At 70.8% G+C, this 21,051-nt stretch carries 18 protein-coding genes; 9 read left to right on the top strand and 9 right to left on the bottom strand.

The genetic code is table 11. From position 1 onward, the window contains the following. Window positions 1–47 precede the first annotated feature (47 nt). From ABIA33_RS30395 to ABIA33_RS30385, 3 genes are read right to left on the bottom strand one after another with little or no spacing between them, the layout of a single operon-like run. A complete protein-coding gene (locus ABIA33_RS30395) occupies window positions 48–926 on the bottom strand; it encodes a sugar phosphate isomerase/epimerase family protein (RefSeq protein ID WP_370085889.1) in 879 nt (292 codons plus the stop codon). After that, entirely contained in the window at window positions 923–2,110 is a 1,188-nt protein-coding gene (locus ABIA33_RS30390; RefSeq protein ID WP_370085937.1) for a dihydrodipicolinate synthase family protein, read from the bottom strand. The genes ABIA33_RS30395 and ABIA33_RS30390 overlap by 4 nt, the downstream gene beginning before the upstream one ends. A gap of 46 nt (window positions 2,111–2,156) precedes the next feature. Continuing rightward, on the bottom strand, window positions 2,157–3,308 hold the full coding sequence (locus tag ABIA33_RS30385; protein WP_370085888.1) for a Gfo/Idh/MocA family protein: 1,152 nt from the start codon (window positions 3,306–3,308) through the stop codon (window positions 2,157–2,159). Between the two features lie 49 nt (window positions 3,309–3,357). Here ABIA33_RS30385 and ABIA33_RS30380 point away from each other — a divergent pair, with 49 nt between their 5' ends. Together ABIA33_RS30380 and ABIA33_RS30375 are read left to right on the top strand one after the other, a co-directional pair. Next, a complete protein-coding gene (locus ABIA33_RS30380) occupies window positions 3,358–4,428 on the top strand; it encodes a LacI family DNA-binding transcriptional regulator (RefSeq protein ID WP_370085887.1) in 1,071 nt (356 codons plus the stop codon). 313 nt (window positions 4,429–4,741) lie between these two features. Then, window positions 4,742–4,936 (top strand): DUF1059 domain-containing protein, encoded by a 195-nt coding sequence (locus tag ABIA33_RS30375; RefSeq protein WP_370085886.1) that lies wholly within the window; start codon window positions 4,742–4,744, stop codon window positions 4,934–4,936. A 65-nt stretch (window positions 4,937–5,001) separates the two neighbouring features. Here the strand turns inward: ABIA33_RS30375 and ABIA33_RS30370 are convergent, their stop codons facing one another. The 6 genes from ABIA33_RS30370 to ABIA33_RS30345 form a co-directional block, all read right to left on the bottom strand. After that, the gene (locus tag ABIA33_RS30370) at window positions 5,002–6,651 is read right to left on the bottom strand and encodes an APC family permease (RefSeq protein ID WP_370085885.1); all 1,650 of its coding nucleotides are present in this window, start codon (window positions 6,649–6,651) and stop codon (window positions 5,002–5,004) included. A 154-nt stretch (window positions 6,652–6,805) separates the two neighbouring features. Further along, window positions 6,806–7,405, bottom strand: a complete 600-nt coding sequence (locus tag ABIA33_RS30365) for a hypothetical protein (RefSeq protein WP_370085884.1) — start codon at window positions 7,403–7,405, stop codon at window positions 6,806–6,808. A gap of 92 nt (window positions 7,406–7,497) precedes the next feature. Next, window positions 7,498–8,526 carry a LacI family DNA-binding transcriptional regulator gene (locus ABIA33_RS30360; protein WP_370085883.1) on the bottom strand — a complete coding sequence of 343 codons (1,029 nt, stop codon included), beginning with the start codon at window positions 8,524–8,526 and terminating at the stop codon, window positions 7,498–7,500. A gap of 38 nt (window positions 8,527–8,564) precedes the next feature. Further along, entirely contained in the window at window positions 8,565–9,386 is an 822-nt protein-coding gene (locus tag ABIA33_RS30355; protein WP_370085936.1) for a carbohydrate ABC transporter permease, read from the bottom strand. Between the two features lie 68 nt (window positions 9,387–9,454). After that, entirely contained in the window at window positions 9,455–10,402 is a 948-nt protein-coding gene (locus ABIA33_RS30350) for a carbohydrate ABC transporter permease (protein ID WP_370085882.1), read from the bottom strand. A 172-nt stretch (window positions 10,403–10,574) separates the two neighbouring features. Beyond that, the gene (locus ABIA33_RS30345; RefSeq protein ID WP_370085881.1) at window positions 10,575–11,906 is read right to left on the bottom strand and encodes an ABC transporter substrate-binding protein; all 1,332 of its coding nucleotides are present in this window, start codon (window positions 11,904–11,906) and stop codon (window positions 10,575–10,577) included. Between the two features lie 282 nt (window positions 11,907–12,188). Between ABIA33_RS30345 and ABIA33_RS30340 the strand changes: the two genes are divergently transcribed. From ABIA33_RS30340 to ABIA33_RS30310, 7 genes are all read left to right on the top strand, one after another. Beyond that, complete coding sequence (locus ABIA33_RS30340; protein WP_370085880.1) at window positions 12,189–14,249, top strand: beta-galactosidase; 2,061 nt, start codon at window positions 12,189–12,191, stop codon at window positions 14,247–14,249. Between the two features lie 153 nt (window positions 14,250–14,402). Continuing rightward, window positions 14,403–15,995: a glycosyl hydrolase 53 family protein gene (locus tag ABIA33_RS30335; protein ID WP_370085879.1), complete on the top strand. Its 1,593-nt coding sequence runs from the start codon at window positions 14,403–14,405 to the stop codon at window positions 15,993–15,995. A 148-nt stretch (window positions 15,996–16,143) separates the two neighbouring features. Continuing rightward, window positions 16,144–17,724 carry a glycosyl hydrolase 53 family protein gene (locus tag ABIA33_RS30330; RefSeq protein WP_370085878.1) on the top strand — a complete coding sequence of 527 codons (1,581 nt, stop codon included), beginning with the start codon at window positions 16,144–16,146 and terminating at the stop codon, window positions 17,722–17,724. A gap of 189 nt (window positions 17,725–17,913) precedes the next feature. Further along, window positions 17,914–18,408 carry an N-acetyltransferase gene (locus ABIA33_RS30325; RefSeq protein WP_370085877.1) on the top strand — a complete coding sequence of 165 codons (495 nt, stop codon included), beginning with the start codon at window positions 17,914–17,916 and terminating at the stop codon, window positions 18,406–18,408. A gap of 33 nt (window positions 18,409–18,441) precedes the next feature. After that, window positions 18,442–18,756 carry a cytochrome P450 gene (locus ABIA33_RS30320; RefSeq protein WP_370085935.1) on the top strand — a complete coding sequence of 105 codons (315 nt, stop codon included), beginning with the start codon at window positions 18,442–18,444 and terminating at the stop codon, window positions 18,754–18,756. A gap of 200 nt (window positions 18,757–18,956) precedes the next feature. Further along, window positions 18,957–20,222, top strand: coding sequence for a SpoIIE family protein phosphatase (locus tag ABIA33_RS30315; protein WP_370085876.1), 1,266 nt, complete (start codon window positions 18,957–18,959; stop codon window positions 20,220–20,222). After that, window positions 20,219–21,031, top strand: coding sequence for an SAM-dependent methyltransferase (locus ABIA33_RS30310; protein WP_370085875.1), 813 nt, complete (start codon window positions 20,219–20,221; stop codon window positions 21,029–21,031). The genes ABIA33_RS30315 and ABIA33_RS30310 overlap by 4 nt, the downstream gene beginning before the upstream one ends. The last annotated feature ends 20 nt before the right edge of the window (window positions 21,032–21,051 follow it).

Below are 21,051 nucleotides of genomic sequence, written 5' to 3'. Positions count from 1 at the left end.
GTCGCGGAGGAAGCCGTCGCCACTGACGGTGAGTCCGGACCGAGTGGTCACGGTGCCTCTCCAAGGATGCTGCGGTGGCGGTCGACGAGGGTGCGCAGGGTCTGCTCCCCGGGGGTGTCCCAGATCTCCTGGTTGAAGATCTCGACCTCGGTGAAGCCCTGGTAGCCGGCGGCCGCTACGGCCGTGGCGAGTGCCCGGACGTCGATGCAGCCGTCACCGACGTGGCCGCGTCCCAGCAGGGCGTCAGCGGGCAGCGGGAGTACCCAGTCGCAGACCTGGAAGGCGGCGATGCGCCGGCCCGCGCGGGCGATCTGCTGCTCGACCTGCGGATCCCACCACACGTGGTAGCTGTCCACGACGACGCCGACGCTGTCGCCGCCGTGCGTTCCGCCGATCTCCTCGGCGAGGTCCAGGGCCTGACCCAGGGTCGAGACCACGGCGCGGTCGGCGCAGAACATCGGGTGCAGCGGCTCGATGGCCAGACGCACGCCGTGCTGGTGCGCGTACGGGGCGAGCGCGGAGATACCGTCGGCGACCATGCGCCGGGCGCCGGGCAGGTCGCGGCTGCCCCCGGGCATCCCGCCGCAGACCAGCACGAGCGTGTCGGTGCCCAGGGCCGCCGCCTCCTCAACGGCGCGGCGGTTGTCCTCCAGCGCGGCGGCCCGCCCGGCGGCGTCCGGCGCGGTGAGGAAACCGCCCCGGCACAGGCTGGTGACGGTCAGTCCGGCATCGCGGACCAGTCGGGCGGCCTTCTCGGCGCCCAGCTCGGCGACGCGGTCGCGCCACAGCCCGATCCCGGGGATGCCTGCCGCGACGCAGCCGGCGACGGCTTCGGCGAGGGTCCAGCGCTTGGTCGTGGCGGTGTTGAGGGAGAGCCGTTCGAGGCCCGGACCGGCGGTCACGGTAGCGGTCGGGGCGACGGTCACGTGGTGAATCCCTTCGCGGTGAGGAAACTGCGCATCCGGGCGGTGGCCAGCTCCGGGTCGGGGAACGCCCCGGCGTCCCCGGCGAGACGGAACAGCTCGGCCAGGTGCTCCACGGAACGGTGCCCCTGGGCGTCCGCGATCATGGTGAAGTGGTCCTGGTGGCCCGTCAGGTGCGCGAGGAAGACCACGCCGGTCTTGTAGTAGCGGGTGGGTGCGGCGAAGACGTGCCGGGCCAGCGGCACGGTCGGTTCCAGGATCGCCCGGTAGCCGTCGGTGTCGCCCCGGTCGAGCGCGGCGAGCGCGGCTGCCGCGTGTGCGGCGAGCGGGTTGAAGACGCCGAGGAGGGCGTGGCTGAAGCCCTGGTCGTCGCCGAGGATCAGCTCGAGGTAGTGGAAGTCGTCGCCGGTGTAGAGGCGGATACCGTCGGGCAGGGCACGGCGCAGCGCGATCTCGCGGTCGGCGTCGAGCAGGGACACCTTGATGCCGTCGACCTTGGCGGCGTTGTCGCGGATGATCTGCAGCACGTGCTCGGCGGCGAGGTCGAGGTCGGCGGAGCCCCAGTAGCCCTCCAGCGCCGGGTCGAACGGCGTGCCCAACCAGTGCAGGATCACCGGGCGCTCGGTCTGGGCCAGCAACCGGCCGTAGACCTCGGCGTAGTCCTCCGGTCCAGTCGCGGTCGCGGCGAGGGCCCGGCTCGCCATGAGCACCACCTGGGCGCCGGCCTGCTCTACGACGGCGATCTGCTCCTCGTAGGCGGCGGTGATCTCCTTGAGCGTGGCTGCGGGCCCGCCGAGTGCCTGCGCGGTCCCCGGTGTGGGCGCGGCGGTGGTGAGCTGCGCGACGGCGGTGAGTTGGTCGGTGCCGGCGCCACAGGCGAGGCGGCCGCCGACGGCGCGGGCCTCCGCGCCCGAACGGGTGATCAGCTCGCGGGTGGTGGCCCAGTCCAGGCCCATGCCGCGCTGCGCGGTGTCCATCGCGTCCGCGATGCCCAGGCCCAGCGACCACAGGTGGTGGCGGAAGGCGAGGGTGGCGTCCCAGTCGACGGCGTCAGGTTCGCCGGGGCGAGCGGTGACATGCGCTGCGGCGTAGACGGTGCGGCTGCGGGCCGGACCGTCCGGGCGGGGCCAGGCGGCCGGGGCGGAGGCCCGGTAGCGGCGGGCGCCGCCCGGGAGGGGGAGCAGGATCTCGTTGGATGGCATGGGGTGGCCTCGGTGGGTGCGGGCGGGAGGGTCAGAGGGCGAGCTCGGGGACCTGGACCCGGCATCCCCCGCGGGCGGACTGCAGGGCGAGGGCGGCGAGCTGGACGCCCTTGGCCCCGGCGAGCAGGTCGTAGCGGAAGGGTGCGTCGGCGACGACATGGGCGAGGAACTGCTCCCACTGGGCCTTGAAGCCGTTGTCGAACTCGGCGTTGTCCGGGACCTGTTGCCATTGGTCGCGGAACGGCTCGGTGACCGGGAGGTCCGGGTTCCACACCGGCTTGGGGGTGGCGGCGCGATGCTGGATGCGGCAGTCGCGCAGTCCGGCCACGGCGCTGCCCTCGGTGCCGTCGACCTGGAACTCGACCAGCTCGTCGCGGTTGACCCGCACCGTCCAGGAGGAGTTGAACTGGGCCACGGCCCCGCCTTCGAGCTCGAACACCGCGTAGGCGGCGTCGTCGGCGGTGGCGCGGTACGTGCGGCCCTGTTCGTCGCGGCGCTCGGGGATGTGCGTGGCGGTGTGGGCGTAGACGGACCGGATCGGGGCGAAGGTCTGCTCCAGCACGTACTGCCAGTGCGGGAACATGTCCAGGACGATGCCGCCGCCCTCCTCGGCGCGGTAGTTCCAGGAGGGGCGCTGCGCCTGCTGCCAGTCGCCCTCGAACACCCAGTAGCCGAACTCGCCCCGGATGGAGAGGATCCGGCCGAAGAAGCCCCCCTCGACCAGGCGCTTGAGCTTGAGCAGCCCGGGCAGGAACAGCTTGTCCTGGACGACCCCGTTCTTCACGCCCGCATCGCGGGCGAGCGCGGCCAGCTCCAGCGCGCCGGCCAGGGACTCGGCGGTCGGCTTCTCGGTGTAGATGTGCTTTCCGGCGGCGATGGCGGCGCGCAGTGACTTCTCGCGGACCTGGGTGAGCTGGGCGTCGAAGTAGATCTCGTGCGCGGGATCGGCGAGTGCGGCGTCCAGGTCCGTGGTCCAGCGCTCCAGGCCGTGCCGCTCGGCGAGTGCCCGCAGCTTGTCCTCGCTGCGGCCCACGAGCACCGGCTCCGGCCATACCACCGTGCCGTCGGGGAGTTCCAGGCCGCCCTGCTCGCGGATGGCCAGGATCGAGCGCACCAGGTGCTGGCGGTAGCCCATGCGACCGGTGACGCCGTTCATGATGATGCCGATGGACCTGCGGGGCATGCTCGGTTCCCTCCGCTGGAAAGCGCTTTCCAAGAGGTACGTTACGAGCATGGCGAATGCAAGGTCAAGGAGCCGGGCGGACCGTTCCACCGGGGCGGTCACGCTGCAGCAGGTCGCGCGGCAGGCGGGCGTGTCCCTGGCCACGGCCTCGCGGGCGCTGCACGGCGCGGACGGCCGGTCGGTCGGCGACGAGCTGCGCCGCCGGGTGCAGGCCGCCGCCGAGGAGCTCAGCTACATCTCCAACGCCCCCGCGCAGGCCCTGGCCCGGGCCACCACTTCGGTGGTGGGCCTGATCGTGCACGACGTCGCCGACCCCTACTTCGCCGCGATCGCCGCGGGTGCGATGCGCGCCGCCCGCGAGCGACGGCTGATGGTGATGATCGCCGCGACCTTCCGCGAACCAGGGCTCGAACTCGAGTACCTGCGCGGGCTGCGCGCCCAGCGCGCCCGTGCGGTGGTGCTCGCGGGCAGCGGTCTCGCGGTCTCCGCGGACACCGAGCGGCTGGCCGAGGAGATCGCGGGCTTCGAGGAGGAGGGCGGCCGGGTCGTCTGCATCGGTGACCGGGGCACCGACCTGGACACCGTGGCGCTGGACAACCGCGGTGGCGCGGCCGGCGCCGCCCGTAGCCTGTGGGACCAGGGCCACCGCCGGATCGGTGTGATCGCGGGCCCGCGCGAGCTGACGACGGTCCGTCACCGCCTGGACGGAGCGCGGCGCGCGCTGCGCTCGCTCGGCGGCGCGCTGCCCGCGGAGCGGGTGGTCGTGGGCGACTTCACCCGCGAGGGCGGGCGCGCCGCCACGCTGGAGCTCTTCGCCCGTGACCCGGGACTCACCGCGGTCCTGGCCCTCAACGACCTGATGGCGATCGGCGCGCTCGCCGCGCTGCAGCAGGACCTGGGGCGTACCGTGCCGAAGCAGGTCTCCGTCATGGGCTTCGACGACGTCCCCTTCGCCGCCGACCTGCGCCCCGCGCTGAGCACCGTCCGGCTGCCCCTGGAGGCAGCGGGGGAGCAGGCGGTGCGCCTGATCCTGGACGATCCGGCCGAGGCCCCCCGCCGTGTGCTGCTCGACGCCGAGCTGGTCACCCGCGCCAGCACCGGCCCTGCGACGCACGCGTAGCGCGGGGACCGCTTGCCGAGCTGCGGTTCGAAGGCGCGGGCTCACGCGAGGATCCCTGATCGCGAGGAACAGCCCGCCTTCCTCGACGGAACGTTCGACGCAGAGCCGGAACGGGTGGTGTGACCCGCTGCGATCAGCCGGAAGCGGAGCGGCACGGGCAACTTCAGCTCTGACGATCGCTCCCAAACGGGACAGCGCGGGACAGCGGGGGGACAATGGTCGGGCGGCACGTCCGTGCTGCCGCACCTCGGTCGTCCGGCCAGCGCCTGGCCCGCCGGGGACCGCGGCACTGCTGGGTGCCGGGAGGTTGATCATGCGCAAGGTTGCCGACTGCCGGGACCATCCCAGTGTCTCCGGTTGCAGCCTCACTATCGCGGGCGAGGAGGAAGAGGTCGTCCGCGCCGCAACCGAGCACGCAGTCTCGGTGCACGAACACGCGGACACTCCTGAGCTGCGCCAGATGATCCGCGATTCGCTCAAGAACGAGGAGGTTCCGCAGCACGCCTGACCGAGTACTTGCGGCGCGTCGGCGCGCGGGGGCGTGTGCGCCGACGGCCGTCCTTTGTTGCCTGCTCAGTTGTGCCCGGGCTCCTCCTCGACCTCGACCGAGCCGATGTACTCCTGCGTCTCCGCGGCGGGCAGCCGGAGCGCCTGGGCCCAGTAGTAGATCGCCAGGCTGAAGGCCGAAACGACCAGGATGTCCCACCACAGCGGGATGTTGTCGGTCGCACCGCAGGAGACGGTGGACGCCGGGCCGCTGCTGCAGAAGCCGCCCTGCCAGGAGATCACGCCCAGGCCGATCAGGTACGCGGGCAGCCACTGGGCGGACTTCCAGTCCAGGTGCGGGGTCCGGGCGTTGAGCTTGAAGTAGGCCGACGCGCCGAGCAGCAGATAGCCGAGCACGATGCCGATGCCGAGGCGCCACAGCGTGTCGAAGCCGGACCAGAAGATGATCAGATTGGCCACGATGAAGGCCACCGGGGACCAGAAGCCGCCCCCGGGCAGCCGGTACGGGCGGAGCCGGTCGGGGTCCGACTTGCGCAGCACGCCGAAGGCCAGCGGGGCTCCGGCGTACATCAGCACACTCGCCGAGGTGATGAAGCCGACCAGCTTCTGCCAGGTCGGGAACGGCAGGAAGACCACGAGTCCCATTACGAAGGCGAACAGCAGTCCGAACCAGGGCACGCCGCGCTTGGTGGTGCGCTCGAAGATCCCGGGCACATAGCCGTTGCGCGACAGCCCGTAGGAGACCCGGGAGGTGGCTGTGGTGTAGATCAGGCCGGTGCCGGCCGGGGAGATGACCGCGTCGATGTAGAGCACGGTGGCCAGCCAGCCGAGACCCACCGTCGTGGCCAGTCCGGCGAACGGACCTGCCTTGGCGGTGAAGGTCAGGTTTGACCATCCCTGGGCGAAGGCGCTGTGCGGCAGTGCCCCGATGAAGGCGACCTGCAGGGCGATGTAGATGAAGGCGCCGATCAGAATGGAGCCGATGACCGCCAGCGGGATGTCCCGGTGCGGGTTGCGGCTCTCGCCGGCGAGTTGGTCGGCCTGCTCGAATCCCAGCAGTGCGAAGATGATGCCGCTGGTGCTCACCGCGGAGAGCACACCCTTGGCTCCGAACGGGGAGAAGCCCTGGTAGCCGAAGTTGCTGCCGTGGAACGCGGCGATCGCGAGGGCGAAGATGGTCAGCAGCGGAACGCCGATCTTCCACCAGGTGGCCGCGCTGTTGGTGTGCGCGAGGATGCGGATGCCGAAGAAGTTGACGACCACGAAGAGCGCCATGAAGGCGACTGCGAGCGCGTAGCCGCCGGCGGTCAGGTGGTTCTTGCCCGACTGGATCCAGGTCGCGTGCACACTCAGGTAGTTGAGTGCGGCCAGAACCTCGATCGGGGCCACGGTCACCGCCTGCAGCCAGGAGAACCAACCGAAGGACGCTCCGGCCGCGGTGCCGAACGCGTAGTGCGGGAATCGGCCGGTGCCGCCTGAGACCGGGTAGGCGGCGCCCAGTTCCGCGTGGACGAATGCGAGGATGATGATCGCGACCGCCCCGATACCCCAGGAGATGAGGGAGGCGGTACCGGCGGCCTGGGCGGCGAAGAGGGCCCCGAACAGCCAGCCCGAACCGATGATGGAGCCCACAGAGGTCCAGGTCAGACCAATCAGGCCGATGTCACGCTTGAGGCCGACCGGAGCGTTCCCGGTAGGAGCAGTCGCTGTTGCCATGACAGGTCACCCCACGTCCGACCGTGCCCCGGTCGGCGATGTCCAGTGAGTCGGGTGCCGAGCGACAGGTACTCAGACAGATACAGGATAAATGCGACATACGTGTAGGAACTTATCGATTCCGAATCGGTTTCATTGCGTTCCAGGCGGCGTTCTAGTGGCGTCCGGTCCACGCGGGCTCGACCTGGTCCCACTCCCGCTCCCAGGCCCGCAGTGTCCGACGGTCGAGCTGCTGGCGGGCGACGGAGTAGCCGCCGGTCAGGAGCAGCACCGAGCCGGCCAGGATGCCCAGGGAGAAGGCGGCGACATTGCCCGCGGCCTCGGTCGCCGAGGCCGGAGCGGTGGCCGGGTGTCCCTGGGCGTCGATCCAGATCTGGAGCTGCTCGCCCTGGACGGTGCTGATGGGCACAGAGACGGTCCCCTGGTCCGGGTGGCCGTTCGGATCGGCCCAGCGCAGCAACGCGGTCGCGTCCGTGCTGGTCTGGGTGGTGCCGGTGAGCGCCACCGCCTGCACGTGGTGCAGTTGGGCGGCGGTCACCGCGGCGGCGGCGCGGTCGCTCCGGTAGAGCGTCATGCCGAGCAGGGTGCACAGTCCCGCGGCTACGGCCAGGCTCAGCGCGAGCACGATGCGCAGCCAGACACGCAGGGAGTCGCTGCGCCGATGCAGCGGGTTACGGTGGCGGGCCAGTGCGGCGCTCAACCGCCGCCGGCGCGCCGGTACGGAGGGTTGGGGTGCGGCCGCTGACGTTGCCATGGCTGAGGCCTCCTTCGCCACGACGCAGATCACCGATCCCTCTGCTTATCCATTCATGGTGCCCGGACGGACGCGACCAAAACCCCTGCCGGTCACGCGGAGGCGCGCTGGACCAGTTCGGTCGGGAGGATGACGGAGGCCGGCGGCTCGCCGGAGATGAGGGCGAGCAGGAGGCGGACCATCTCCGCGCTGATGCGCTCCCAGGGCTGGCGGACGGTGGTGAGCGGGGGCCGGGTGGTGGCGGCGATGGTGGAGTCGTCGAAGCCGCCGACCGCGACGTCCTCCGGCACGCGGCGGCCGGCGTGCTCCAGCGCGGCCAGGGCGCCGTCGGCCATCAGGTCGGAGGCGACGAACACCGCGTCCAGGTCGGGGGCGGTGGCGAGCAGCGCCGCCATCGCGGCCTCGCCGCCGGCGCGGCTGTAGTCGCCCTCGGCCACCAGCGCCGGGTCGTACGGCAGCCCGGCGTCGGCGAGGGTCTCGCGGTAGCCGGAGAGCCGGTCCACGCCGCCGGGGGTGTCCAGCGGTCCGGTGACGGTGGCGATGCGGCGGCGGCCGGTGGCGAGGAGGTGACGCACCATGGACTGGGCGCCCTCGCGGTCGTCGGCCGCGACGTAGGCGGTGGTCCCGGTGTGCCCGAGCGGCTTGCCGCAGGCGACGACCGGCATCTGCGCCTCGCGGAGCCGTTCGACCATGGGGTTCCCGGAGTGCGAGGAGACCAGCAGCACCCCGTCGACGTGCCCTGAGGTGATGTAGCGGCCGATCCGGCGGCGTTCCTCCTCGGTGCCCGCGATCATCAGCAGCAGCGGGATGTCGTGCTTGGCGAGCGCGGTGGTGCAGCCGCGCAGCAGCAGGTTGAAGTTGGGGTCCTCGAAGAAGCGGTCCTGGGGTTCGGTGAGCAGGAAGGCGACCGAGTCCGAGCGCTGGGTGACCAGGCTGCGCGCGTGGCGGTTGACCACGTACCCGGTCTTCTGGATGGCCGCGTTGACGGCCCTGAGCGCCTCCGGACTGACGTTGTGTCCGCCGTTGAGCACGCGGGACACGGTGCCGCGCGAGATGCCGGCCTCGCGTGCCACGTCGTGGATGGTCGGTGGGCGGCGGCGCCCGCCGGCGGGATCGGTCATCAGGTGCTGGTTCCTCGGGGGTTGTTGAGGGGGCCTGGTCAGGACTTTACGGCTCCGGAGAGCAGGTCGAGGCGCCAATAGCGCTGGAGCGAGAGAAAGAGCCCGATCAGCGGGAGCACGGAGATCAGCGAGCCGGTGATGACCAGGGTGTAGAGGGCGGGGGCGGCCGCGCCCTGCTTGAGAAGGGTGAACAGGCCGACGGTGACCGGGAACTTGCTGTCGTCGCCCAGCATGATGAAGGGCAGCAGGAAGTTGTTCCAGATGGCCACGAACTGGAAGAGGAACACGGTGACCAGACCTGGTGCCATCATCGGCATCGCGATGGTCCGGAACAGCCGCCACTCCGAGGCGCCGTCCATCCGCGCGGCCTCGATGACGTCGTCGGGAATCGCCCCGGCGGCGTAGATCCGGGCGAGGTAGATGCCGTACGGGCTGACGATGCTGGGCAGCAGGACGGACCAGTAGCTGTCGGCGAGGCCGATCTTGGCCATCAGCAGGTACTGGGGGATGGCGAGCACGACCGGCGGCATGAGCACGCCCGCGAGCAGGATGTTGAAGACGGCGTTGCGTCCGGCGAAGCGGTACTTGGCGAGGGCGTAGCCGGTCACGCCGGACAGTGCGGCCGAGAGCAGCGCGCCGAATCCGGCGTAGAAGGCCGAGTTGAGCATCCAGTGCCAGAACTCGCCGCCCCGGTAGGCGCTGAGGTCGCGCAGGTTGGCGAGCAGGCCGCTGCCGGGGAGCAGGGTGAACGTGGAGAAGAGCTGGGCGCTGCTCTTGGTGGCGGCGACCAGCACCCAGATCACGGGCAGCAGGCAGTAGACGGCTCCGGCGAGCAGGCCGAGGGTGGGCACCCAGCCGATCCGGCGGGTCGGCCGGACGGCGGACGCGGCAGTGGAGCGGCCGCGGGCGGTGGTGAGCTGAGTGGTCGTCACTGGCCCTCCCCGTAGGCGCGGCGGCCGACCAGCTTGAGGAAGCCGAAGGACAGAGCGAGGGTGACTGCGGCGATGACGACCGAGGTGGCGGAGGCCGAGTAGATGTCGCCGCGCACGAAGGCGTCGCGGTAGACCTTCATGAGGGGGCTCCAGGTGGAGGAGATGCCGTTGGTCAGGGGGCCCAGCGTGGTGGGTTCGCTGAACACCTGCAGCGTGGCGATCATCGAGAAGAAGAAGGTGAGGACCAGAGAGGGGAGCACCATGGGGATCTTGATCCGCAGGGCGATCTGCAGCTCGCTCGCGCCGTCGAGGCGGGCGGCCTCGTAGAGCTCGGGTGAGACGGAGCGCAGCGAGGTGTAGATCACGATCATGTTGAAGCCGGTGCCGCCCCAGACCGCGATGTTCGCCAGCGCGACGTAGAGGCCGCCGCCCGACAGCAGTTGGGGTGCGCTCATGCCGAGCTTGCCGAGCAGGAAGTAGCCGGGGCTGGTCGTGGGCAGGTAGAGGAAGCCCCAGAGCAGGCTGGCGACGACGCCGGGGATGGCGTACGGCAGGAAGATGGCGATGCGGGAGAAGGCGCGCAGCCGGGTCCGGTCCGCGTCCAGGAGCAGGGCGAAGAGCAGGGCCAGTCCCAGCATGGTGGGGACGAGGATCGCACCGTAGAAGAGGACCCGCAGGGTCCCGGCGAGCAGGTCCGGGTCGGTGAGCGCCGACGCGTAGTTGGAGAGCCCGGCCCAGCCTTCGGAACGCGCCCCCGGGCCGAGTCCCAGACCCTGGATGTGGATCTTGCGGAGGCTGAGGTAGCCCGCGTAGCCGACGGGCAGCGCGAGCAGCAGGGTGAACAGGACGACTGCGGGTGCGATGAAGCCGTACGGCGCGAGGCGGGGTGCGCTGCCGTTGCGGGGGCGGCGTGCCGGGCGACTGGGTGGGGCGGCCGTGGCCATGGGGGTCGGCTCCGTTCCAGGCGGTTGTCGGGGCGGGCGGTCGGGGTGGGCGGTCCGGGTGGGCGGTCGGTGTGGATGGTCGGAGTGGGGGAGCTGGGACCTCCGCCCGGGCGACGGCGCAGGTGCGCCCGGGCGGAGGAGCGGGGGAGTCGCGGAGCGAGCGCGACCGGGGTCAGCCGGCGACCTTGAAGCCCTGCTTCTGCATGTCGGCGGACGTCGCCTGGCTCATGGCGGTCAGCGCCGCCAGGAAGTCGCTCTTGTTCTGCGCGGCCTTGCCGAAGTTGTCCTTGAACGCGCTGTAGGCGACGTTGACGTTGGGGCCCCAGGCGGCGGGGGCCGTCGTCGCCGCGATCTTCGCGGCGGTGGTGTAGAAGTCCGGCTGGTTGGAGAAGTAGTCGGGCGCTGTGGCGAGGGCGCTGCCGCTCTGCGCGTCGGTGGCGGCCGGGTAGACATAGGAGTCCTTGACCAGGGCGGCCACGGCGGTCGGGTCGGTGTTCAGCCACAGCGCGAACTGCGCGGCCGCGTCCCGGTGCTTGGAGTTGTTGGTGACGGCGGTGGAGGAGCCGCCCCAACTGCCGGTGACGTCGGCGCCCGCGGTCCACTGCGGCAGCGGGGCCATCGCCCACTTGCCCTTGGCGGCGGGCGCGCTGCTGCTGAGGACGCCGGGGGCCCAGACGGCGCTGACCCAGGCGATCTGGGTGCCGTCGTTGAGGGCCTTGCTCCAGGCCGGGGTGTACATCGGCTGGTTGTCGACGGAGCCGTCCTTGACCAGGCCGCCCCAGAAGCCGGCGACCTTCTGGGTGGCGGCGTCGTTGATGCCGACCTTCCAGGTGTCGCCGCTGGAGGTCCACCAGGAGGCGCCGGCCTGCTGGGCGAGCCCGGCGAAGAGGCCGGCGTCGTTGCTGGAGAAGGTGGTGAGGTACTTGGTCGGGTCCTTCTGACGCAGGGTTCTCGCGTCGGCGGCGAACTGGTCCCAGGTGGTGGGGACGGTCAGGCCGTACTTCGCGAAGAGGTCCTTGCGGTAGTAGAACATCAGCGGTCCGCTGTCCTGCGGGATCGCGTAGACGGCGTTGCTGCCGAGGGTGACCTGCTTCCAGATGCCGGCCGCGAACTTCGCCGAGGCGGAGCCGTCCTGCCCGGAGATGTCGGCGAGGACGTTGTTGCTGACCAGGGTGGGCAGCGCCTGGTACTCGGCCTGGACGAGGTCGGGGGCGCCACCCGCCTTGGCCGCGGTGATCACCTTGGTGAGCAGGTCGTCGCCGGAGGCCTGCTTCTCAACGGTGACCTGGATGTTGGGGTGGGACTTGTTCCAGATCGCGGCAACCTGGTCGAGCCCGGGGGCCCAGGCCCAGTAGGTGAGCTTGACCGGACCGGAGGACGTGTCCTGGGCGCTCGCGCCCTTGGAGGAAGTCGACGCGCTGCTGCTGCAGCCGGTGAGCAGAGCGGTGGCGACGCCGACGGCGGTGACGCCGAGGGCGAGGCGACGGTGCATCGAGAAAGGCATGGACACTCCCACGGACGAGGACGTCCGCACCCTGCGGACTGTCTCCTATCGCTGTGAGCGTTCACAGTACGGAAACCCACACGTCATGTGTCAAGACTTGTTGCCATCCGGTTATCTTCGACTTTCCGGGTGCCTGATCCCCCGCCAGTCGGATATATCGGGCATGAAGGTAAACAAGTTCCAACAACTTTCTACTTGCCAGAGGCGCTGGGGTATCGGCTAGCGTGTGCACGTTCCCAGTCAGCCGTTCCCAGTCACCCGCCCTCGGCGCAGGAGAAGCCCATGCCTCCCATCACCACCCGGCTCAGCGGATCGGGCCTCGCGTTCGGCGGTGACTACAATCCCGAACAGTGGCCCGAGGAGGTCTGGGCCGACGACATGGCGCTGATGCGTGAGGCCGGCGTGACCATGGTCAGCGTCGGCGTCTTCTCCTGGGCGCTGCTCGAACCCGCCCCCGGCGTCTACGACTTCGGTTGGCTGGACCGCCTGCTGGCACTGCTCCACGAGCACGGCATCGCGGTCGACCTGGGCACCCCCACCACGGTGCCGCCCGCCTGGTTCTACCAGCGGCACCCCGAGGCCCTGCCGGTCACCAAGGACGGCCAGCGCCTGGCCTTCGGCGGGCGCGGCGCGATCTGCCACAGCTCACCCGCCTACCGCGAGGCCGCCACGGCCGTCACCACCAGGCTCGCCGAGCGCTACGCGGACCACCCCGCGCTGGCCATGTGGCACGTCCACAACGAGTACGGCGCGCCCGTCTCCGAGTGCTACTGCGACATCTCGGCGGAGGACTTCCGGCGCTGGCTGCGCGAGCGCCACCAGACCCTGGACGCGCTCAACGAGGCCTGGGGCACCACTTTCTGGGGTCAGCGCTACAGCGACTGGGCGCAGATCCAGCCGCCTCGCCGCACCCCCACCGCCGGAAACCCCGGCCAGCAGCTCGACTTCAAGCGCTTCACCAGCGACGCGATGCTCGCCAACTTCACCGCCGAACGGGACATCCTGCACCGCCTCTCCGTCGGCGTGCCCGTCACCACCAACTTCATGACCGCGCTCAGCCAGTGCCGGAGTGTCGACTACTGGGCCTGGGGCCGCGAGGTCGACGTCGTGTCCAACGACCACTACCTGGTCGCCGAGGCCGAGCGCACCCATGTCAACCTGGCCATGTCCGCCGACATCACCCGCTCCGTCGCGGGCGGCGCCCCGTGGTTGCTGCTGGAGCACTCCACCGGCGCCGTGAACTGGCAGCCGCGCAACATCGCCAAGCGCCCGGGCGAGATGGCCCGCAACAGCCTCTCCCATGTCGCGCGCGGCTCGGACGGCGCGATGTTCTTCCAGTGGCGCGCATCCCGCTTCGGCGCGGAGAAGTTCCACTCCACGATGCTGCCGCACGCGGGAACCGACAGCCGGATCTGGCGCGAGGTCGTGCGCCTCGGCGCCGACCTGGGCAGGCTCGCCGAGATCCAGGGCAGCCGGGTGCGTCCGGACGTGGCGGTGCTGTGGGACTGGCACTCCTGGTGGGCGGAGGACATGGAGTGGCGCCCCACCGAGGACCACAGCGCCGACGAGCGGGCCGACGCCTGGTACGAGGCCCTCTACGACCGGCACCTCACCGTCGACTTCGCCCACCCGGAGGCCGAGCTCGCCGCCTACCCGCTGGTCGTGGTCCCCTCGCTGTACCTGATGACCGAGGCGGCGTCGGCGAACCTGCGCCGCTACGTCGAGCAGGGCGGCGTCCTCGTCGTGTCCTACTTCTCCGGCATCGTCGACGCCACCGACACCGTTCACCCCGGCGCGCACCCCGGTGCCCTGCGTGACGTCCTCGGCCTGACCGTCGAGGAGTTCCTCCCGCTGCGCGCGGGCCGGCAGGTGGCGCTGAGCGGTGACGCCGCGATGACGGGCGGCGGTCTGCTCAGCGGTGACGTCTGGACGGAGACCGTCGTACCGCGCGGTGCGGACACCGTCTGGCGCTACGCCGACGGCCCCGCGGCCGGCGGACCCGCGGTCACCCGGCACGCGCTGGGCGCCGGGCACGCCTGGTACGTCTCCACCCGCCTCGCCCCCGCCGACCTGGACCGGGTCCTGGCGCTGGCCTCCCAGGACACCCGCCTCGACGACCGCGAGGACCTGCCCCGCGACGTCGAGATCGTGCACCGCGAGGGCGAGCAGGGCAGCTACCTGTTCGCGATCAACCACACGGCCGCCGAGACCAAGGTGCCGCTGCCGGTGCCCGGTACCGAGCTGCTCACCGGCGAGCGCACCGTCGGACGCCTCTGCGTCCCGGTGGGCGGCGTCCGGGTGGTGCGGCTCGACCGCGAGCCCGGCGACGAGCCCCGAGGCTGACCAAGCCTCTCGGAGCTCGGCGCCATCGGACTTCCGGTCGGCGGCATTGAGGGGCCGCCGACCGGTCGGGGGGTGCCGACCACCGCCACAGCCCCTCCCCGGGGGTCGGCATCCCCACCCACCCATTCCCCATCGTCAGAGAGGACGATGCCGATGTCACGCCTGGTATCCAAGCTCACGTCCGGGCTCGCCGCAGGGGCGGCGCTCGCCACCGGCCTGCTCGCCGCAGTCCCCGCGTCGGCGAACACGGCGGCCAGTTCGGTCGTCAACGGCGGCTTCGAGGCCGATGGCACGGGAACCGCCACCCCGCACGGCTGGACCACCTACTCCGCCAACGGCACCGGCAACGCCTCGTACACCGAGGCCGGCGGTCACACCGGCGGCTACCGGCTCAGCCACTGGTCGGCCTCCGCCTACGCGGTCACCACCCGGCAGCAGCTCGACCATCTGCGCCGGGGCGACTACACGCTCACCGCGTGGGTCCGCTCCGGAGGGGGCCAGAACTCCGTCACCGTCGGGCTCACCGACTGCGGCGGCGAGGACAAGCGCACCGCCGTCCCCACCACCGCCGACGGCACGTGGGTCAGGATCGTGGTCTCCACGGCCGTCACCGCGGGCCACTGCACCATCGACCTCAGCTCCGACGCCAACGCCGGCAACTGGGCCAACTTCGACGACATCAGCCTCACCCCGGGCGAGGCCTCGCTGCCGATCCGCGGTGGCGACGTCTCCAGCCTGCAACGCGGCGAGCAGCTCGGCGGCACGTACGTCGACAGCCGTGGTCGCCAGCGGAACGCCCTGGACATCCTCGGCAGGGCGGGCATGAACTACGCCCGGCTGCGGGTCTGGGTGAATCCCGCCGACGGCTTCGACAACGAGGCCCAACTACTGGCCATGGCCAGGCAGGTCAAGGCCAGGCACATGAAGCTGCTGCTCGACCTGCACTACTCCGACACCTGGGCCGACCCGGGCAAGCAGGCCGTCCCGTCGGCCTGGGCCGGTGACACCCCGGCACAGCTGCAGGCGCAGGTACGCAGTTACTCGTACCAGGTCACCCGCGACCTGGTCGCCCAGGGCACCGCGCCGGACATGGTGCAGACCGGCAACGAGATCAACGGCGGCATGCTCTGGCCGTTCGGCCTCAGTTACGGCTCCAGCACCAGCTGGCCCCAGCTCGCCTCGCTGCTCAAGGCCGGCATCGCCGGTGTCAAGGAAGCCGCCCCGCGGGCGAAGATCATGCTGCACATCGCCAACGGCGCCGACGACGGCGGCGCGCGCTGGTGGTTCGACAACGCCGTGGCGCAGGGCGTCCCCTTCGACGTCATCGGACTCTCGTACTACTCGTACTGGCACGGGCCGCTGGACCAGCTGCAGACCACGCTGGACGACATGGCGTCCCGCTACGGCAAGCCGGTCGTGGTCGCGGAGACCGCAGCGCCGTGGACGATGGCCAACGGCGACTCCGAGACCAACTCGGTGAACGCGGGCAACACCACCCTCGACGCCGGCTATCCCGCGACCCCGGCCGGGCAGGCGGCCAACTTCCGCGACGTGCAGTCCATCGTCCAGGCCGTCCCGAACGGGATGGGGCTCGGCGCCTTCTACTGGGAGCCGACCTGGACCGTCGTCGCGGGCAACGGCTGGGACCCCACCAACGCCTCCTCCGGCGACGGTTGGGAGAACCAGGCGATGTTCGACTTCTCGGACAAGGCGCTGCCCGTGGTCGACGAGTACGCCGCCCGCTGAGCTCCTGCCCTCCTGACCTCCTGAGCTGCTGGTCTCCTGAGCTCCTGGTCTCCTGAGCTCCTGATTTTCGGCTGACGGGGCGTCACCGTCGCGCAGCCGGGAGCACCACCTCCCCCACCCCATCCCATCGTCAGAGAGGACGATGTCGATGTCTCGCCTGATGTCCAGATTCACCCGGGCGTTCACCGCGACGGCACTGCTCGCGGTCACCCTGCTGGTCGGCGCACCGGCCACGATCGCGCACGCGGCGGCCACCGTCACCAACGGCGGCTTCGAGGCCGACGGCAAGGGCACCGCCACCCCGACCGGTTGGAGCACCTACTCCGCCAACGGCACCGGCGCAGCCTCCTACACCGAAGCGGGCGGCCACAGCGGCAGCTACCGCCTCGCGCACTACTCCGCCTCCGCGTACTCGGTCAACACGTACCAGTACCTGAGCGGGCTGACCAACGGGAACTACACGCTGACGGCGTGGGTCCGCTCCGGCGGCGGCCAGAACTCCGTCTACGTCGGGCTCACCGGTTGCGGCGGCACGGACAAGAAGACCTACGTCCCCACCATGGCCGACGGCAAGTGGGTCCGGATCGTCGTCTCCACCACCGTCAGCAACAACCAGTGCACGATCAACCTGGTCTCCGACGCCAACGCCGGTAACTGGGCCAACTTCGACGACATCAGCTTCACCTCCGGCTACGCCTCGCTGGCGGTCCGCGGCGGTGACGTCTCCAGCCTCCAGCGCGGCGAGAATCTCGGCGGGGTCTACTACAACTCCTCCGGCACCAAGCAGGACCCGTTGACCATCCTCGGCAACGCCGGAATGAACTACGCACGCCTGCGGGTGTGGGTGAACCCCGTCGACGGCTTCAACAACGAGACCCAACTGCTCGCCATGGCCAAGCAGGTCAAGGCCAAGGGCATGGGGCTGCTGCTCGACCTGCACTACTCCGACACCTGGGCCGACCCCGGAAAGCAGGCCATCCCGTCGGCCTGGGCCGGTGACACCCTCGCCCAACTGGAGACGCAGGTCTACACCTACTCCAAGCAGATCGTCGCCGACCTGGTCGCCCAGGGCACCGCGCCGGACATGGTGCAGACCGGCAACGAGATCAACGGAGGGATGCTCTGGTCCTACGGCTCGACCTCCAACTGGAGCCAGCTCGCCGCGCTGCTCAAGTCCGGTATCAGCGGCGTGAAGGCGGCGGACTCCTCGGCGAAGATCATGCTGCACATCGCCAACGGCGCGGCTGACGCCACCGACAAGGCCTGGTACCAGAACGCGGTGAACTACGGCGTGCCCTTCGACGTGATCGGGCTCTCCTACTACGACTACTGGCACGGCCCGCTCGACCAGCTCCAGACCACCCTGGACGACCTCGCCGCCACCTTCGGCAAGCCGGTCGTGGTCGCCGAGACCGCCTACCCGTGGACGATGGCCAACGGCGACTCCGAGACCAACTCGGTGACCGCGACCAACACCACCCTCGACGCCGGCTATGCCGCGACCCCGGCCGGGCAGGCGGCCAACTTCCGTGACGTGCTCTCCGTGGTGCAGGCGGTCCCCGGCGGCCTGGGCTGGGGCGCGTTCTACTGGGAACCCACCTGGACCGTCGTCGCGGGCAACGGCTGGGACCCCACCAACGCCTCCTCCGGCGACGGTTGGGAGAACCAGGCCATGTTCGACTTCTCCGACAAGGCCATGACCGTGGTCAGCGACTACGCCGCCCGCTGACACCAGTCCCCGGAAGCCCGGCCGCGGCGCCCTGACCGGGCCGCGGCCGGTATCCGATGTGCCGAGGTGCAGAGCACTCGCTGTGTCCCGGAGTCCTGCCCCCGCCGCTGCGGAAGTGGCGGGGGCCGCACTCGTCCCGCCGAGATTAACCAGGTGCGGGGTGGCGGAGCGTCAGTTAGCCTCCGGCGCATGACCTGGCTACCTGCTGACTTCGTCCATCCCGTGCGTGTGGCGCTCCCCGGGGGCCACCACCTGCGCCCGATCGCAGGCGCGGACACCGATCTCGACTATCCGGCCGTGATGGGTTCGCGGAAGCGCCTGTGGTCCATCTTCGGCGAGGCATGGGGGTGGCCGCCGGCCACCATGACCTATGAGCAGGACCGGGAGGACCTGGTGCGGCACGAGGTCGAGATCGCCGCCCACAAGTCCTTCAACTACGCGCTGTTCGACGACGCGGGCACCGCCCTGCTCGGCTGCGTCTACATCGATCCGCCGGAGAAGGCCGGCGCCGACGCGGAGATCTCCTGGTGGGTGGTGGACGACAAGGTCGGTACCGACCTCGAACAAGCGCTGGACGCGCTCGTCCCGCAGTGGATCGCCGAGGCATGGCCGTTCGAGCGACCGCGCTACATCGGGCGCGACCTCTCCTGGCAGGACTGGCTGGCCCTCCCGGACTCCGCCTGACCGAGCGGTTCTCCCTGTTCGGGGCCTGAGACCATTCAGATCGGGGACCGGACGATCCGGGCGGGGGAGGGCGCGGTGTGCATGCTCTCCACCGCCAACCGGGACGGCTCCGTCTTCCCCTGGGGCGATCAGCTCGACGTCGAGCGCGACGCCCGGCGGCACCTCGCGTTCGGCTTCGGCGTCCGCCAGTGTCTCGGTCAGCCGCTCGCCCGACTGGAGCTCCAGATCGCGCTGGAGACCCTGCTGCGACGGCTGCCCGGACTGCGCCTGGCCGTTCCCTTCGGGCAGATCCGGTTCCGGCCGAACGCGGTCGTCTACGGCGTCGAGACGCTCCCGATCGCCTGGTAGGCCCGGGCCGGGCCGGAACGCCCGCCCGCTGTAGCCTCCCGCAGGTCTGGACCACCACGCGCCGGCCGGGGCAGGATACGGAGTCGCGTGGTGCGCAATCATGCCCATGCGTCACCCCCGGCTCGGAGCGCGATCAGTAGAGTGCTCTCTGCGGACTTCGGCAGCACTCGGGCAGGACTTGCGTGGGAGGTGTTCCGGCAATGCTTGAGCTGTACCAACAGGCGGATCCGGACGAGCACGCGCGGGGAGACCTGACCGACGGCGTGGACGCGGGAGCGGGCGGGGAAGTGGCCGCGCATCGCGTGCGGCCGCACGCGACGGCGGGGACCCCACCTGCGGAATCGGTGCTGGAACTGGCCGGAGCGCTCCAGCGCAGCCTGCTCCCGCAGCTCCCGCCCCAGCTCCCCGGCGTCGAGATCGCCTTCCGGTACCTGCCCAGCAACGACGTGCTCCAGGTCGGTGGGGACTGGTTCGACGCGATGGTGCTGCCCAGCAAGCGAATAGGCCTGGTCGTCGGTGACGTCATGGGCCACGGCGTCACGTCGGCCGCGATGATGGGTCAGCTGCGCACTGCGGTGCAGACACTGGCCTTCCTCGGGCTGCCGCCGCACGAACTGCTGCGGCACCTGGACGAGGCCGCGCGGCGGTTGTCCGACACGCACCTCGCGACCTGCCTCTACGCCATATACGACCCGGTGACCAGGCGCTGCGCGATCGCCAACGCCGGGCACCTGCCGCCCGTGCTGGCCCGGCCCGGGGAGCCGGGCCGCCTGCTGGATATCCCGACCGGCGTGCCCATCGGCGTGGGCGGCCACGCCTTCGACACCGTCGAGTTCGAGATAGCCGACGGCGAGACTCTGGTGCTGTTCACCGACGGGTTGGTCGAGACCCCGAAGCGCGACGTCGGCGACGGCCTGGAGATCCTCCGGGGGGCGTTGCCGGCCACCCGCGTACCGCTGGAACAGGTATGCGACACGGTGATCGACGCGCTGGACACCGAGCCGCGCAGCGACGACGCCGCCCTGCTGATGGCCCGTTTCCACGGCATCCCCGCCCGCAACGTCGCCTCCTGGGCGTTGGAGCCCGCGCCCCCGGCGGCCGGCCAGGCCCGACGCCTGCTCCGCCGCACGCTGGAGGGCTGGGAGCTCGGGCACCTCACCGACGTGGCCGAGCTACTGGTCAGCGAGCTGATCGGCAACAGCACCAGGTTCGCCTCCCGCCCCATCGGCCTGCGCCTGCTCTACACCGACACGCTGACCTGCGAAGTCCACGACGACTGCCACACCCTCCCGGTCCAGCAGACGGTGCACTCGCTGGGCGAGACCGGGCGCGGGCTGTCGATCGTCAGCGCCCTGTCGCACCGGTGGGGGACCAACCGCACCGATACCGGGAAGATCGTCTGGTTCGAACTCGATCCGGCCGGACCCGGGGCCAGGACGAAGCAGCCATCGGAGAGGACACCATGACGGACCAGACGTGGATACCCGAGGGAGTCGACCCGGAGCGGCCGAGCATCGCCCGGATCTACGACTTCTACCTCGGCGGGAACCACAACCTGCCCGCAGACCGGGAGGCGGCGCGTCACGTCGTCGAACTCACGCCGGAACTCCCCGACATCATGCGCGTCAACCGGGCGTTCCTGAGACGCTCGGTGCGCTACCTGGTCGGCGCGGGTATCCGGAACTTCCTCGATCTGGGCTCGGGCATCCCCACCGTCGGCAACGTGCACGAGATCGCCCAGGGTGTGGACCCGACCGCACGGGTCGTCTACGTCGACAACGACCCGGTCGCCATCGCGCACAGCCGGGAGATCCTGGACGGCAACGACCGCGCCGTGGTCGTCCACGGCGACCTGCGTGACGCTGCCGCGATCCTGGCCGATGCCGAGGTCAACCGGCTGCTGCTGCTCGGGCTCGGCGAGCCGATCGCGCTGCTGATGAGCGCCGTACTGCACTTCGTCCCCGACGACGACGAGGCTGCCGCGCTGGTCGCGGCCTATCGCGACGCGCTGGCCCCCGGCAGTTATCTGGCGCTGTCGCACGCGGCCCACATGCCCGAGTCCGCCGAGCGCAACGAACGGGCCGCCGAGACGTACTCCCGCACGGTCGCGCCGATGAAGCTGCGCTCGTTGGAGGAGGTCACCGCGCTGCTGGACGGGTTCGAGATCATCGACCCGGGAGTGGTCTACTGCGAGCAGTGGCGGCCGGACCCCGAGGACGTGGTCGCCGCCCGTGACCTGCTCCCGCAGATCTGCGTGGTGGCCCGAAAGCCCTGATCCGGCCTGGATCTGGACCC

The sequence above is a fragment of the Streptacidiphilus sp. MAP12-16 genome (assembly GCF_041262165.1).
Lineage (GTDB): Bacteria > Actinomycetota > Actinomycetes > Streptomycetales > Streptomycetaceae > Streptacidiphilus.
This window is presented reverse-complemented; position numbering and strand designations above follow the sequence as displayed.